General features: G+C 69.6%; 13 protein-coding genes. 10 read left to right on the forward strand and 3 right to left on the reverse strand.

Annotated features, from left to right (window positions below; all coding sequences use genetic code 11):
* The first annotated feature begins 9 nt into the window (after positions 1-9).
* Positions 10-639: a glutathione transferase GstA gene (gstA, locus tag CAL29_RS04050; protein WP_094851683.1), complete on the forward strand. Its 630-nt coding sequence runs from the start codon at positions 10-12 to the stop codon at positions 637-639.
* A gap of 96 nt (positions 640-735) precedes the next feature.
* Here gstA and CAL29_RS04055 read toward each other — a convergent pair whose 3' ends face one another.
* Positions 736-1,113 (reverse strand): YXWGXW repeat-containing protein, encoded by a 378-nt coding sequence (locus CAL29_RS04055; RefSeq protein ID WP_094851684.1) that lies wholly within the window; start codon positions 1,111-1,113, stop codon positions 736-738.
* A 388-nt stretch (positions 1,114-1,501) separates the two neighbouring features.
* Here CAL29_RS04055 and CAL29_RS04060 point away from each other — a divergent pair, with 388 nt between their 5' ends.
* From CAL29_RS04060 to CAL29_RS04075, 4 genes are all read left to right on the forward strand, one after another.
* Positions 1,502-2,161: a M24 family metallopeptidase gene (locus CAL29_RS04060; RefSeq protein ID WP_094851685.1), complete on the forward strand. Its 660-nt coding sequence runs from the start codon at positions 1,502-1,504 to the stop codon at positions 2,159-2,161.
* A 131-nt stretch (positions 2,162-2,292) separates the two neighbouring features.
* Positions 2,293-2,811, forward strand: coding sequence for a sigma-70 family RNA polymerase sigma factor (locus CAL29_RS04065; protein WP_256977178.1), 519 nt, complete (start codon positions 2,293-2,295; stop codon positions 2,809-2,811).
* A gap of 49 nt (positions 2,812-2,860) precedes the next feature.
* Positions 2,861-3,874 carry a FecR domain-containing protein gene (locus CAL29_RS04070; RefSeq protein WP_094851687.1) on the forward strand — a complete coding sequence of 338 codons (1,014 nt, stop codon included), beginning with the start codon at positions 2,861-2,863 and terminating at the stop codon, positions 3,872-3,874.
* A gap of 133 nt (positions 3,875-4,007) precedes the next feature.
* Positions 4,008-6,410 carry a TonB-dependent siderophore receptor gene (locus CAL29_RS04075; protein WP_094851688.1) on the forward strand — a complete coding sequence of 801 codons (2,403 nt, stop codon included), beginning with the start codon at positions 4,008-4,010 and terminating at the stop codon, positions 6,408-6,410.
* Positions 6,411-6,461: 51 nt separating this feature from the next.
* Here CAL29_RS04075 and CAL29_RS04080 read toward each other — a convergent pair whose 3' ends face one another.
* Positions 6,462-7,505: an NADPH:quinone reductase gene (locus CAL29_RS04080; RefSeq protein ID WP_094851689.1), complete on the reverse strand. Its 1,044-nt coding sequence runs from the start codon at positions 7,503-7,505 to the stop codon at positions 6,462-6,464.
* An 18-nt stretch (positions 7,506-7,523) separates the two neighbouring features.
* Positions 7,524-9,848 (reverse strand): acyl-CoA dehydrogenase, encoded by a 2,325-nt coding sequence (locus CAL29_RS04085; protein ID WP_094851690.1) that lies wholly within the window; start codon positions 9,846-9,848, stop codon positions 7,524-7,526.
* A gap of 273 nt (positions 9,849-10,121) precedes the next feature.
* Here CAL29_RS04085 and CAL29_RS04090 point away from each other — a divergent pair, with 273 nt between their 5' ends.
* The 5 genes from CAL29_RS04090 (at position 10,122) to CAL29_RS04110 (ending at position 15,167) form a co-directional block, all read left to right on the forward strand.
* Entirely contained in the window at positions 10,122-11,090 is a 969-nt protein-coding gene (locus CAL29_RS04090; RefSeq protein ID WP_094851691.1) for a Bug family tripartite tricarboxylate transporter substrate binding protein, read from the forward strand.
* Positions 11,091-11,099: 9 nt separating this feature from the next.
* On the forward strand, positions 11,100-12,047 hold the full coding sequence (locus CAL29_RS04095; RefSeq protein ID WP_094851692.1) for a LysR family transcriptional regulator: 948 nt from the start codon (positions 11,100-11,102) through the stop codon (positions 12,045-12,047).
* 62 nt (positions 12,048-12,109) lie between these two features.
* Positions 12,110-13,063: a Bug family tripartite tricarboxylate transporter substrate binding protein gene (locus CAL29_RS04100; RefSeq protein WP_094851693.1), complete on the forward strand. Its 954-nt coding sequence runs from the start codon at positions 12,110-12,112 to the stop codon at positions 13,061-13,063.
* A gap of 17 nt (positions 13,064-13,080) precedes the next feature.
* Positions 13,081-14,313 (forward strand): CaiB/BaiF CoA transferase family protein, encoded by a 1,233-nt coding sequence (locus CAL29_RS04105; protein ID WP_094851694.1) that lies wholly within the window; start codon positions 13,081-13,083, stop codon positions 14,311-14,313.
* A gap of 71 nt (positions 14,314-14,384) precedes the next feature.
* Positions 14,385-15,167 (forward strand): enoyl-CoA hydratase/isomerase family protein, encoded by a 783-nt coding sequence (locus tag CAL29_RS04110; RefSeq protein WP_094851695.1) that lies wholly within the window; start codon positions 14,385-14,387, stop codon positions 15,165-15,167.
* Positions 15,168-15,182: the final 15 nt, after the last annotated feature.

A 15,182-nucleotide genomic window follows, 5' to 3' on the forward strand; every position in this document is an offset into this window, starting at 1 on the left:
ACGCATGGCATGAAGCTCTACTACATCCCCGCCAGTTGCTCGCTGTCGCCGCACATCGTGCTGAACGAACTCGGGCTGGACGCCGAACTGGTGAAGGTGGACTACAAGACCCACACCACCCAGGCGGGCGGCAACTACCTCGACGTCAACGAGCTGGGCTATGTGCCGATACTCGAACTGGACGACGGCGCGCGCCTGCGCGAAGGCCCGGTGATCGTGCAATACCTGGCCGACCGGAAGCCGGAGGCCGGCCTGGCCGCGCCCGCCGGCACCATGGCGCGCTACCGGCTGCAGGAGTGGCTGGCGATGTTGAGCAGCGAGGTCCACAAGGGCTTCATTCCCTTGCTGTACGCGCGGCAGGCCGGCCCTTACGCCCAGGTGGCCAAGGAGAAGCTGGCGCGGCGCTACGCCTGGATAGACCGGCAACTGGCCGGCGCGCAGTGGCTGATGGGCGAGCGCTACAGCGTGGCGGACGCCTATCTCTACGCGCTGACGGGGTGGGGGCAGGCGGAATGGATGACGTCCCGCTACAACGCCGACATCCACTTCGACGGCCTGCCCGGTCTCCAGGCCTGGTATGCGCGCATGCACGCCCGGCCCGCCGTGCAACAGGCATTGAAGGAGGAAGGGCTGGCATGAAACGAATCGGCCCCGCCATGGGACGGGGCCGATCCGGCGAGAAGCCCCGGGTCTGCTTCAACACCTGGCAGGCCCGGCGGCGCTACGCAATGCCGCTCAGCGGCGATAGGGATTGCCGGGATGGCGGTCGTAGCGATTTGGCACGCCGTCGCCATCGCGATCCCAACGCGACGCGGCATAGACCCAGCGACCGTTGTCCTGCCGCCATTGCGGCGCGTGGTAGACGTAGCCCGGGCGCGCCCGCAGCCAGTTGCCGCCGATCCAGACGTGGTGGTCGCGACGCCATTCCCAATGGCCCGGCGCCCAGACATATCCCGGCCGCGGCGCGGGCACCACTTCCACGCGCGGAGGCGGCGGCGCGACGCCGATGCTGATGCTGACGTCGGTATGCGCCGAGGCCGGCGCCGTCATGGCGCCCAGGCTGACGATCAACGCGATACCGGCGGACGTGGCAAGCTTGGCGATGGTTTTCATAGTCCTGCTCCTTCCTCGAACTGGCATCCGGGTATGGATGCGTGCAGTGCGATTTCATTATCCGAGCATCGCGCCGCCGCGGAAGCGCCGCGCCCGCCGCGTTCATTTCAGTCGATTTCGGAAACGGAAATCATGAAATCCGTTGAAACCGGACCGGCGATATGCAGGCCCTCGGGCCCTGGCGGCCCCGGGTTTCCTGCCGCATCCCGGGCACGATGCCCGCGTCGCCTCGCCGCGATGTCCTGCGTCCGGCGCCCCGGCCGGATTCTTCGCGCGAAGGGATAATATGGCCGTTCGCGGGCATCTGGCCTGGCGCCCCTGGCGCGACGGGCGCTGAGCGCCGTTCCGCCGTTTCGCCCATTCGCCGCTTATCGAGGAGATCCGCATCATGTCACTGGCCGCAAAAGAAGCCGTGGGCGCCGCGTTCAGCGCGGCGGCCATGCGGCACGCGCAGGCGCGCACCTGGGAGGCGACCGAGCGGATCGCCGCCCTGATCCGTCCCGGCATGCGCGAATCCGAGGCCATCGCCGCGAGCAAGGAGATGTTGGCGGCCTGTGGCATGGACCGGATCTGGCACCCGGTGTTGATCCGCTTCGGCGCCAACACCTTGCTCACGTTCGGCGAGCGCCCCGAGACCGACCCCGTGCTGGGCGAGGACGACATCTATTTCATCGACATCGGCATCGTGTGGCAGGGCCACGAGGGCGATTGCGGCATGACGCGCGCCACGGGGCAGGACCCCGACATGCGGCGCTGCGTGGAGGACGTGAAGCGCCTGCACGACATCGTGCAGCGGCATTGGCGCGAGGCCCGCGTCAGCGGCCAGGCGCTTTATCGGTTCGCCCAGGAACAGGCGCGCGCCATGGGCTGGGTGTTGAACATGGGGATGAAGGGACACCGCGTCAGCGATTTCCCGCACGCCATCTACAAGGCCGGCAAGCTGGCCGACCTGGACGACACGCCCAGCGCCGGCCTGTGGATACTGGAAATCCAGATCGCGCATCCGACCCGGCCCTTCGGCGCCTTCCACGAAGACCTGCTGGAATAATCCCGGCGCCCGGCCGAGCGCCGTGCTCGCCGGTTTGTCGTCCGCCCGCCACGCGCATGAAACCTTGCTTACGCGGAGAGGGGTTCATGAATATAATGCGAACCATTCGTATTTGAATGGCGAACGCGCCCGTGTCTGAAACCCCGCGACTTTCCCGGCAGGCGGTCGGCACCCTCTACATCGACAACCGCGGCTGGCTCCAGGGCTGGCTGCGCGGCAAGCTGGGCGACGCGCATCTGGCGGCCGATTTCGTGCATGACACCTTCGTGCGCCTGCTGGCCCGTCCGCGGACGACGCAGGAATTGCGCGAGCCGCGCGCCTTCCTGCGCACGGTGGCGTCCGGCTTGTTGATCGACCACTGGCGCCGCCAGGACCTGGAGCGCGCCTGGCTGCAAGCCTGGGAAGGCTTGCCCGAGGACACGCATCCCAGCGCCGAGACCCAGGCCATGCTGCTGCAGACGCTGCAGACCGTGGACGCCATGCTGGCGCGCCTGGGCGAACGCACGCGCGAGGCCTTCCTGCTCCAGCAGGTGCACGGCTGTTCGCAGGGCGAGATCGCGCAGCGCCTGGGCGTGTCCGACCGCATGGTCCGCAAGTACCTGTCGGCGGCCATGCTGGGCTGCCTGCAAATCTCCATGGCGGGCGCTTGATGCCCGTCCTCGTCATCCACGCGGCCCCGGCGGCCACGCGCTTCCGTCCATGAAACCGGCTGCCTTGAAGCTGCCGCAAGGCGCGGGTGGCGCCGTCGACTTCGACAGCATGCGGCAGGCCGCCGACTGGTACGCGCTGCTGACCAGCGACGCGGCCGGCGAGGACGACCGGCGCGATTGGCAGGCATGGCTGGCGCAATCGACCGCGCATCGCCAGGCATGGGCGGGCGTGGAATCCATCAACCGGCAATTCGTCATGCTGACGGGCAGCGGCGCCGCGCGCCAGGCCACCGCCAGCGCGCTGGACGCCGGCCAGGTCTCGGCGCGGCGCCGGCGCCGGATGCTGCGCGGCCTGCTGGTGGCGGGCGGCGTCTTCGGCCTGGCGGCCGGCGCCGGCCGCATCGCGCCCGTGCGCCGTCTGATCGCGGGCCTGCGCGCCGACCAGCAGACCGCGCTCGGCGAGATCCGCGAACTGACGCTGCCCGACGGCAGCCTGGCCTGGCTCAATACGGCTTCCGCCCTGCAAGTGCGCTACGACGACAGCGTGCGCCGCATCGTCCTGCTGTACGGCGAGGTCCTGATCCGCACCGCCCCCGACGCGCGCCGTCCCATGCTGGTGGAAACCGGGCAGGGCGTGCTGCGGCCGCTGGGCACGCGCTTCGACGTGCGCCAGGAGGAGGACGCGGCGACCCGGCTGGCGGTGCTGGAGGGGCGCGTGGAAGTGCGCCTGCATGCCGGCGGCGGCGCGCCGCGCGTGATCGAGGCGGGCCAGCAGGTGCGCTTCGACAGCCGGATGGGGCCGGTCGAGCCCGCGCCCCCCGGCCTGGACGCATGGCGCCGCAATATGCTGCTGGCGGACGACATGACCCTGGGGAGCATGACCGAAACCCTGGCGCGCTATCGGGTGGGCATCCTTGGCTGCGATCCGCGGGTGGCCGACCTGCGCGTGACCGGCGGCTATCCCCTGAGCGATACGGACCAGGCGCTGCGCATGCTGGCGGCGGCGCTGCCCGTCAGGATCCGCAGCCCGCTGCCGTGGTGGACCCTTATCGAACCCAGATAGGCGCGGATCCGCCGAAGCCGCGTTCGTCCAAGGCCAAGGCCGAGGCCGAGGCCAAGGCGAGGCCGCCGGTTCCGGATTTTGCCGTCTCGTCCGGCATGGAGGGTGATTCCCTCAACGCCGAGAGTCCTCCCTCATGTTCTCCTTGTCCCGTTTCCTCGCCCGCCCGGGCGCCCGCCCGCTGGCGCTGGCCGCCGCGACGGCGCTGCCCGCCGTCTTCCTGGCCGCGCCGGCCCACGCCGCCGGCGAACAGACCTACGCCATTCCCCCCGGCACCTTGAACCAGGCGCTCAATGCCTTTTCCGCCGCCTCCGACACGCCGGTCAGCGCGGGCGGCGACCTGACGCGCGGCAAGACCAGCGCGGGCCTGAACGGCCGCTACACGGTGGAAGAGGGCCTGGCCCGGTTGCTGCAAGGCAGCGGCCTGGAAGCCTATCGCCAGCCGGGCGTGGACAGCTATCTGCTGCGCCCCGCCCCGGCGCCCGCCACCACCACGCTGCCGACGGTCAATGTCGTGGGCGCCGCGCAAAGCCCCACCGGCCCCGGCCAGGGCTTCGTCGCCGAGACCAGCCTGGCCGGCGCCAAGACCAATACGTCGCTGCTGGAAACGCCGCAGACGATCAGCGTGACGACGCGCGCGCAACTGGACGCGCAGCAGGCCACCAACCTGACGCAGGCCGCGCGCTACATCCCCGGCGTCTACTTCGGCGACAACACCGACACCCGCAACGAATACTTCAAGGCTCGCGGCTTCACCCTGGACCAGTACCAGGACGGGCTCAAGCTGCTGACCCAGGGCGCGTGGATAGAGAACAAGGTCGATCCGTTCTTCCTCGACCGCATCGAGGTGCTGGAGGGGCCGTCGTCCGGCCTGTACGGCCAGTCTTCGCCGGGCGGCCTGGTCAACCTGGTGAGCAAGCGGCCCACCGATACGCCCTTCGGCCAGATCCAGTTGCAGACCGGCACGTACGGCCGCGCGCAACTGGGCGTGGACGTGGGGGGACGCCTGAACGACGACGGCTCCCTGACCTATCGCGTCACCGGCCTGGCCCGCGACACCGGCACCCAGGTCGACCGCATGCGCGAACAGCGCGTGGCGATCGCCCCGGCCATTACGTGGAAGAGCGCCGATACCCGTTTCACGCTGCTGGCCAGCTATCTCAAGGATCCGGAAGGCGGATTCTGGAGTTCGCTGCCCTATTCCGGCACGCTGCTGGACAACCCGGCGCTGCCCGGCGGCAAGCTGTCGCGCCGCCTGAACACGGGCCAGCCCGATTACGAGGACTTCAAGCGCGAGCGCGGCTCCCTCGGCTACGAATTCGAGCACCGCTTCAACGACAGGCTGACGGTGAAGCAGAACTTCCGTTATTCCTACGTCGACTCCACCTACAACGCGCTGCAAGCCTACAAGTTCGTCTCCGGCACGTCGATGCTGATGCGCGACAACTACATGTACAGCGGCCGCGCCAACAGCGTGTCGCTGGACAACCAGGCCTTGTTCGACTTCCGGACCGGGCCGCTCGTCCACAAGGCGCTGGCCGGCCTGGACTACCAGTACGTCGACCGCCACGACTTCTCGCGCTACGGCGCCGGGCCCGACCTGAACGTGCTGGCGCCCGACTACGGCATGACCATCACCGACCCCAAGGTGAACCTGAACCGCCAGCAGACGTTCCAGCAATGGGGCGTCTATGCGCAGGACCAGATCGGCCTGGACCGCCTGCAACTGACCCTGACCGGCCGCCAGGACCGCGCCGTCAGCGTTTCGCGCAACAACCTGACCTCGGCGCGCACCGACCAGGACGACAGCAAGTTCACCGGCCGCGCCGGCCTGAGCTACCAGTTCGACAGCGGCGTGGCGCCGTACGTCAGCTACTCGACCTCGTTCAATCCCAGCACCGGCAGCAGTTTCGGCGGCGACGCGTTCAAGCCGACCACCGGCCAGCAGTACGAAGCCGGGGTCAAGTACAAGCCGCAAGGCTGGGACGGCCTGTTCACCGCGTCGGTCTTCGACCTGAAGCAGCAGAACGTGCTGACCACCGACCCCGTCCACTCGGGCTACCAGGTGCAGACCGGCGAGGTGCGCGTGCGCGGCGTCGAGCTGTCGGCGGTGAGCAACCTGAGCGACAGCGTCAGCATGACGGCGTCCTACACGCACTTGAATCCCGAGGTGACCAAGGACAACGCGGGACTGGAAGGCAACGATCCGGCCGACGTGCCGCGCAACAACGCCAAGCTGTGGGTGGACTACACCGTGCGCAGCGGGCCGCTGGCGGGCCTGGGCGTGGGCGGCGGCGTGCGCTACATCGGCAGCCAGTACGCCGACACCGCCAACGTCTACAAGATCGGCGACGCGGTGTTGTTCGACGCGGCGCTGCGCTACGACCTCGGCTACCTGAATTCCCGGCTCAAGGGGTGGAACGTGTCGATCAACGCCGCCAACATCGCGGACAAGGTCTACGTGTCGGATTGCTCGGACATCAGTTGCCGCTGGGGCCAGGGCCGCACGATCTACGCGACGGTGGACTACCGCTGGTGAGCGCGGCCGGCCGCGTCGGGGGGCGTATGAAGGCCGGCATCGAGAGCCGGCTCAAGGCCTGACGACCACCTTGCCGACGTGCCGCCGCGTTTCCACGGCTTCATGCGCGGAAGCGATATCGTCCAGGGGATAGGCATGGATGGCGGGATGCCGCAGCGCGTCGGCGGCCAGCCAGGCGGTCAGGTCGGCGATGGCGCGGCGCTTTTCCGCCGCGGGCAGGGTGTAGATGAGCAGGAAGGCCACCTGGAGGTTGCGGCGCATCAGCGCCCGCACGGGAAAGGCCGGCTCCAGGTTGGTGTCGGAAGCGTAGACCGCCAGGCGGCCGTTGACCGCGGCCAGTTCCACGTCGGCCGCGAGGTTGGCGGCGAAGTCCAGGTCGACGATGCCGTCGAAACCGCGATAGGTCGCGGCATTGCCCGTCGCGCCATCGGCCGGCCCGGGGCGCGCGCCGCCGTCCGGCGCCTGCGCCGCCAGCCATTCGCGCGCGTGCAGCGGCAGATCGGCGCCGCGCCGCACGGTGGCGATGCCGGCGGCCTGCGCCACGGCCGCCTGGCTGTCGTTGGAGACCGTGCCCAGCACGCGGGCGCCGCGCAGGCGCGCCATCTGCGCGGCGTAGAAACCGACCGCGCCCACCGCACCATGCACCAGGATATCGCGGCCGGGCGCGGCGCCGGCGCGGTCGGCGCAGAACCAAGCGGTCAGGGCCGGCACGCCCAGCGCCGCGCCGACCTCGAAGGACACGTTGCCGGGCAGGGGCACGGCCAGGGCCTCGGGCACCGTGGTCCATTCGGCGGCGGTGCCGCCGGCGCGGTCGAGCTGGCATTCGTAAAGCCAGACGCGCTGGCCCACGCGCGCCGGGTCCACGCCGGGGCCGACGGCCTCGACCGTGCCCGCGCCGTCGTGATGCGGAATCACCCGCGGCCAGGGCTGCGGCCGCGGGCTGTTGCCGCCGCGCGCCTTCACGTCGGAGGGATTGATGCCCGAGGCCGCGATGCGCACCCGCAGCATGCCGGGGCCGGGATCCTCGGAAGGAAGGTCGCCGACGCGCAGTACGGCCCGCGCCGGGCCTTGTGTCTCGTAATACGCCGCCCGCATGCCGGTCTCCTTTTCCCTTTATTGGCTCGGTAGGCCCAATACCGCCTTGGCGACGATATTGCGCTGGATCTCGCTCGATCCGCCATAGATTGTAGTGACCAGCGATTGCAAAAAGGGCGCGCACGGGATCAGCGCCGTGCCGTCGGCCATGGGCATGCCCTGCCAGGAGGCGCCCGCGTCGTCGGCCCAGAGGACGATCTCGCGGGCGATGCGCACATAGGTTTCGGTCGCCAGCACCTTGAGCGCGGACACCGACGGCGGCAGCAGCTCGCCGCGCCGCACGATGTCGGCGTAGCGCCCGTACAGCGCCTCCAGTTCGCGCACGTCCCCCAGCAGCCGCGCATAGACCTGGCAGAACTCGGGCAGGTCGTACAGCGACTGGCTTTCCGCCAGTTGTTCCAGGTGATGCAGGGCCTGGCGGGATTGCTGCGGGCTGCCGGCGAAAATGCGTTCGTAGCCGAGCAGGTCCTTGGCGATGCCCCAGCCCTGGTTCAGCGCGCCCACCAGGTTGGCTTGCGGCACGCGCACGTTCTCGAAGAAGACTTCGCAGAATTCCTGCTCGCCGATGAGGTTGGTGATGGGACGGATGGTCACGCCCGGCGTGGCCAGGTCGATCAGCAGGAAGCTGATGCCGGCCTGCGGCTTGACGGTCTTGTCGGTGCGCACCAGCGCGAACATGTGGGTGGCGTCATGCGCCAGCGTGGTCCAGATCTTCTGGCCGTTGACGATGAAGTCGTTGCCATCGGCCACGGCCTCGGTGCGCAGCGAGGCCAGGTCGGAACCGGCATTGGGCTCCGAATAACCCTGGCACCAGATGTCCTGCCCGGCCAGGATGCGCGGCAGGTAGTGCGCCTGCTGGGCCGGCGTGCCGTGCTTGATCAGCACCGGTCCCAGGTTGATGATGCCCTGGTCGGGCAGGCGCGCGGCGCCCCAGCCTTCCATTTCCTCGAAAAAGATCAGCAGCTTGGCGGGCGGCAGGGCCATGCCGCCGTGCTCGCGCGGCCATGCCGGCGCCAGCCAGCCCTGGCGCGACAGCGTCATGTACCAGTCGCGCGCCTCGTGCAGGCGCAGGCGGCGCGGCACGTGGCGCAGGGCCTGGGGATAGTGCTCGCGCAGGAAGGCGCGCAGCATGAGGCGGAAGCCGTCGTCGCTCATGGCCTCGTAGTCCGTGCCGGCGGCGGCCGGTCCTTCGGCTTGCGCGGGACCGCCCTGTTGCTGGCGCAGCGCCAGGTAGCGGCCATGCAGCGTGCGCGGGCTGCCCAGCCAACTGGCGGCCTGCAAGGCGCGCTTCAGGTACAGCCCGGCGTCGTATTCGTCCGTATAGCCGATGGCTCCGTGCAACTGCACCGCTTCGCGGCACAGCGCGACCACGCGCTCGGCGATGCGCGCTTTCGCCAGCGCGGCGATGCGCGGCAGGGCGGCCGGCTGCGCGGCGCTGTCGCGCCAGGCCTCGGCGAGCAGGGCGCCGCAGACCATCACGCTGATGTAGGCGTCGACCATGCGGTGCTGCAAGGCCTGGTTGGCGCCGATGGGCTTGCCGAACTGAACCCGCGTCTTCAGGTAGTCCAGCGTCATGGCGTAGACGCGGCGGGCGATGCCGTACAGCTCGCTGCATTGCAGCAGGCGCACCGCTTCCAGCGCCTGCTGGCAGACCCGGTCCACTTCCGCGCCCTGCGCCAGCAGGCGGGCCGCCGGAAGATAGGCGTCGACGTGCAGCGTGCACAGCAGGCTGCCGTCGGCGCGCGGCTCCGTGTCCACCGTGACGCCGGCGTCGTCCGGCCGCACCCACACCAGCGTGGGCAGTTCGCCCAGGCGCGCATGCACCAGCCAGCCGTGCGCGCCGGCCGGCGCCACCCAGCGCTTGGCGCCCACCAGGTGCAGGCGGCCGTTGTCGCGGTTGACGGAGGTCGACACGGAGGTGGGCACGATCTCGCCCGGATTCTCCTGCCACGCCAGGCCCAGCACCACGTCGCCGGCCAGCACGCCTTGCAGCAGGTCCGCCACCGGCGGATGGGCGGCGAAGGCCGGCAGGATGAGCGCGGCCATGGCGCCGGCGCCCAGGTAGGGTTCGGGCAGGGGCGATTCCCCCACGGCGGTGGCGATGGCGCCGAGGGCTTCCAGGTCCAGCCCCAGGCCGCCGTGCGCTTCGGGCACCGCGGCGGCGATCCAGCCGGCCTCGGCCAGCGTGCGCCACGTGCCTGCCTCCCAGCCGGGCGCCGTGCCGCGCAGCGCGCGCAGGCGGGCCAGCGGCGAGACCTGGGCCAGCAGGCCGGCCGCCGCGTCCATGAAATCCGCGTGGCGGGGCAGGGCGCCGAACAGCGCGTGGGAATCGAGAGCCGTCATCGTGGTCATTCCTGGAATCGTCGTGGCGGAATTCTAGGCAGGCCATGCGCGCCGATTCATAACGGACTGCTGAGAGCAGCTATTACAAATGCCCTGTGATGCCGGCGCGGCAACGTCCTTAGAATGCCTCTGGATCAGAACAATTCAGCCCGGCCTTCTTCCCGAGCATACGTCCGCGAGACGGCGCGACGCACCCGGCCTTCCGGTGTCCGTCGCCCGCGCCGGCCGCGATGCGCGCGGCGAACGGCGAAGGCCCGATACGGAGACAAGAAGATGCGCGTTTGGAAGACATGGCTGGCGGCCGCCGCGAGCGGACTCCTGTTCAACCTGGCCGGCGCGGCATGGGCCGCGCCGCCCGACGCCACGCAGATCGAGCGCATCGTCATTCCCTATTCGGTGGGCGGCATCACCGACCTCTACGGCCGTCTCCTGGCCGAGCAATTGCAGGGCGGCCAGAAGCTGCCCATCCTGGCCGACAACCGCCCCGGCGGCGGCGGGGCCATCGGCACGGCCTTCGTCGCCAAGAGCAAGCCGGACGGCCGCACGCTGCTGCTGGGCAGCGTGGGCACCGCCACCAACCCGGCCATGATCAAGGCGCTGCCTTACGCGCCGCGGGACATCGTGCCCGTTGCCCAGGTCGCCATCAGCCCGCTCATTCTCTACGTGCGCGCCGACCTGGCCAAGGACCTGGACCAATTGGTGGCCTACGCCCGGCAAAGCCCCGGCAAGCTGACCTTCGCCAATTCCGGCGTGGGGTCCAGCCCCAATCTCGCGGCCGCGCTGTTCGCGCGTCAACTGGGCCTGCAGGTGACGCACGTCAGCTATCGCGGCACCTCGGCGGCGATCAACGATTTCCTCGGCGGGCAGGTGGATGCCTACTTCGATACGCTGCAGGCGATGACGCACGTGCGCACCGGCCGCATCCGCGCCATCGCGGTGGCGGCGCCGGAACGCCTGGCCGACGCGCCCGACCTGCCGACGCTGGACGAGCTGGGCGTGCGTGACGTCCATGCCTCCAGTTGGTGGGGCATTTTCGTGCCGGCCGGCACGCCGCCGGCCGTCATGCGCGAGTTGCAGGCGCGCTTGCGCAAGGCGGTGGAAAACCCCGTGGTGCAGGAACAGGCGCGGAAAATGGGCGCGGTGGCGATCTATCGCGACCAGCCCGCTTTCCAGGCGTTCTTCGATAGCGAGATCCGGCGCTGGAACGCGATCATCGCCGCCGAACACTTGTCCATCGAATGAACGATCTCCATGGCCAAGCACAATGACGCCCAGGGTTGGGACTTGCGCGCGCTGCATATTTTTTCCCTGGTCGCGCGCAGCGGCAGCATCACCAAGATCGCGATCGACCTGGGGGTGAGCCAGCCCGCCGTCAGCCGCTACCTGTCCATGCTGGAAAAGCAGTGCGGCGGCTACCTGTTCACCCGCAACGGCCGGGGCGTGGGCCTGACGGAGCTGGGCCGGCAGGTCTTGCCGATGGCCGAGCAGGTGCTGGCCGGCGCCGACGCCTTGAACGACGTGGTGGCCGCCGCGCACGGCCGCGTCACCGGCACGGTGCGCATCGGCACGCTGCCCTCGCTGAGCGAGGCGCTGATCGTGCCCCTGCTGCTGCGCGTGCAGAAGGAATATCCCGGCATCCACATGCAGATCGTCGAAAGCGGCGCCGGGCAGATCGAGACCTGGTTGCAGCGGCGCGAGATCGATATCGGGCTGCCGTATCGCAGCCACGACGCGCTGGGCGCCGACGAGGAAGTGCTGTTGCGCCTGCCTTCCTACCTGATCGGGCCGCCGGGCGACCAGGTGACATCCGGCCCGCAGGTGCCGTTCGCGAAGCTAGACGGATTGCCGCTGGTGCTGTCGCGCAAGCCGTCGTCCGTGCGCATGATGCTCGACGAGATGGGCCGCCGCCACGATATCGAAATCCGCGTGTCGGTGGAGGCCGACTCCGGCTTCATCCAGAAGCAGATGGCGGTCAGGCGGGCCGGCTATACGGTGCTGCCCTGGCACACGGTCAGCGCCGAGGTGCAGCGCGGCCAGTTGCAGGCCGCCGAGATCGTCCAGCCGGGCGTGCTGCGCATGGTGTCGCTGATGCTGACCGACCGGCCGACGCACGCGGTGAAGGTGGTGACGGGATTGCTGCGCGAGATCGTCAGCGCGTCGCTGGCGAGCCTGGACGCGCTGCCGCCGGACGCGGCCTGACGCATGAAGAAAAACACAACGACACGCCCGCTTGCGCGGGCACGCACCGAGGAGACCGAGCCATGTTCCGATTTCTGACGCGCGTCTGCGCGCTGGCCCTGGTGGCCGGCGCCGCGCACGCCGCCTACCCCGAGCGTCCGATACGCATGATCGTGCCCTTCGCGCCGGGCGGCGGCGCCGACATCACCGCGCGCGTGGTGGCCGACACGCTGGGCAAGAAGCTGGGCCAGCCGGTCATCGTGGAAAACAAGGCCGGCGCCGGCGGCATGATAGGCGCCGCCGCCGTGGCGCGCGCCGAGCCGGACGGCTACACGCTGCTTTACACGACTCCCGGGCAGCAGATGACCCTGCCTTACCTGATGAAGACCATGCCCTACGATCCGGCCGACCTGCGGCCGGTGTCGCAGGTGTCGCTGGCGCCCAGCGTGCTGGTGGTCAACAGGAAGCTGGGCGTGCGCACGTTGCAGCAGTTGATCGACCTGGCCCGCAAGCAGCCCGGCGAGCTGAATTTCGTCAGCGCCGGCATCGGCGCGTCCAGCCACCTGAACGGCGAGCTGTTGCAGATCCTGGCGGGAATACGGTTGCAGCACATCCCGTACAAGGGCACCGGCGACGCGGTGAAGGACCTGGTCGGCGGCAACGGCGACATCGCCATCGATACGGTGGGCATCTATACGTCCTTCATCAAGGACGGCCGCCTGATTCCCCTGGGCGTGACCACCACCGAGGAACTGCCGCTGCTGCCCGGCGTGCCGCCGCTGTCCAGGACGCTGCCCGGCTACGACGCCTCGCCGATCAACTACATCACCGTGCCCAAGGCCACGCCGGAAGCCGTCGTGCAGAAACTGGCCGCCGCCTTGCAAGCCACCATCGCCGAGCCCGAGGTCAAGCAGCGCATGCTGGAGCAGGGCATCCTGGCCATCGCCAACACGCCGGACCAGATGGCCGAGCTGCTGCGCAAGGAGCAGGCGCGCTGGCGCGAGGTGATCGAGAAAGCGCATATCCCGAAACAGTAACCGGAGCCCTCCGCGACATGTCACGCCAGCCGTCCCATCCGCTATCCCATATCCGCGTGCTCGATCTCAGCCGCGTGCTGGCCGGCCCCTGGGCCAGCCAGACCCTGGCCGACCTGGGCGCCGCCGTCACCAAGATCGAGCAGCCCGGCGTCGGCGACGACACGCGCGCCTGGGGCCCGCCGTTCCTGCGCAAGCCGGACGGCGGCAAGTCCAACGAGTCGGGCTATTACCTCATCTGCAATCGCGGCAAGCGGTCGGTCACCGTCAACCTGAAATCGCCGCGCGGCCAGGCGCTGATCCGGCGCATGGCGCGCGAGGCCGACGTCGTGCTGGAGAACTTCAAGGTCGGCGTGCTGGACGGCTTCGGCCTGGGCTACGAGCAATTGCGCAAGGAGAATCCGCGCCTGGTCTATTGCTCGATCACGGGTTTCGGGCAGACCGGCCCGCGCGCCAAGCAGCCGGCCTACGATTTCATGATCCAGGCCATGAGCGGCCTGATGAGCATCACCGGCGAGTCGGACGACCGCCCCGGCGGCGGCCCGATGAAGATCGGCGTGCCCATGGTGGACCTCATCACCGGCCTGTACGCGGCGACCGGCATCCTGGCGGCGCTGGCGCGGCGCGAGGTGAGCGGGGAGGGCGAGCACATCGACATGTCCATGCTGGACGTCGGCGTGACGCTGCTGGCCAACCAGGCGATGAACTACCTGCTGACCGGCGAGGTGCCGCCGCGGCGCGGCAACCGCCACCCCAACATCCAGCCGCAGCGGGTGTACCGCTGCCGCGACGGCTACATCATCATGGCCATCGGCTCGGACGCGCAATACGCCAGGCTTTGCAAGGTGCTGGGGCACCCGGAGATGGCGCAGGACGAGCGCTTCCGCACCAACGCCGGGCGCGTGGTCAACCTGGCGGTGCTGGACCCCTGGCTGGACGAGCAGTTGATCGGGCATGACAAGGGCACGCTGCTGGCGGCGCTGGAACGCGAGGGCGTGCCGTCGGCGCCGATCAATACGATCGGCGACATCTTCGAGGACCCGCAGGTGCGGCATCGGGAAATGCGCTTCTCCGTGCCGCATCCGGACGGCATGGAGATGCCGCAGGTGCGCAGCCCCTTCCGTTTCCGCAATAGCGCGCTGCGCCTGGAAGACGGCCCGCCCACGCTGGGGCAGCACACCGATGAAGTGCTGCGCGAACTGGGGCTGGGCGCGGACGAGATCGCCGAACTGCGCGCGGAGCAGGCGATCTGAGCGTCATGCCGCGGGGGCGGCGGACGCCGCCTGTCCCGCCTTATTCATGTCTACCAACAGAGAGGAGCACCATGCCCGACTATCGTTTCGACACCCTGCGCGTCGAGTTGCAGGACTACGTCGCCACCGTGTGGCTGGCCCATCCGCCCGTCAACGCCGTCAACACGCAATTGCTGCAGGACCTGACGCTGGCCATGGACCGGTTCGGCGAGGATCCGGACGTGCGCTGCGTCATCCTGACCGGCCAGGGCAAGGTCTTCTGCGCCGGCGCGGACCTGAAGAACCGCGGCCAGATGCTGGACCAGCCGGGCGGCCTGGCGCAGCATTCGCGCCGCACGCGCGAACTGTTCCACGCCATCCGGGAGTGCCCCAAGCCCGTCATCGCGGCGCTCAACGGCCCGGCGCTGGGCGCCGGCCTGGGCATCGCGGCGTCCTGCGACATCCTGGTGGCGGCGGACGCGGCCTGCCTGGCCTTGCCCGAGGTCGACGTGGGCCTGCTGGGCGGCGTGAAGCATGCGCAGCGCCTGTTCGGCCATTCGCGCCTGCGCCGCATGATGCTGACCGGGATGCGCGTCTCGGGCGAGGAGTTGTACCGCCTGGGCGTGGTCGAGGCCTGCGTGCCGGTCGACCGCCTGCTGGAGGAGGCCGGCGCCATCGCGCGCCAGATCGCCGCCAAGAGCCCGGTGTCCGTGCAACTGATGATCCAGACCGCCAACGCGATCGAGGACATGAGCCTGCGCGACGGCTATCGCTACGAGCAGGACATGACGGCGCAGGTCGCCAAGAGCGAGGACGCGCGCGAGGCGCGCCAGGCCTTCCTGGAAAAGCGCGCGCCGGTGTTCAAGGGACGATAGGGCCGGCGGGGCCGC

This window comes from Bordetella genomosp. 10 (assembly GCF_002261225.1).
Taxonomy (GTDB): Bacteria; Pseudomonadota; Gammaproteobacteria; order Burkholderiales; family Burkholderiaceae_B; genus Bordetella_C.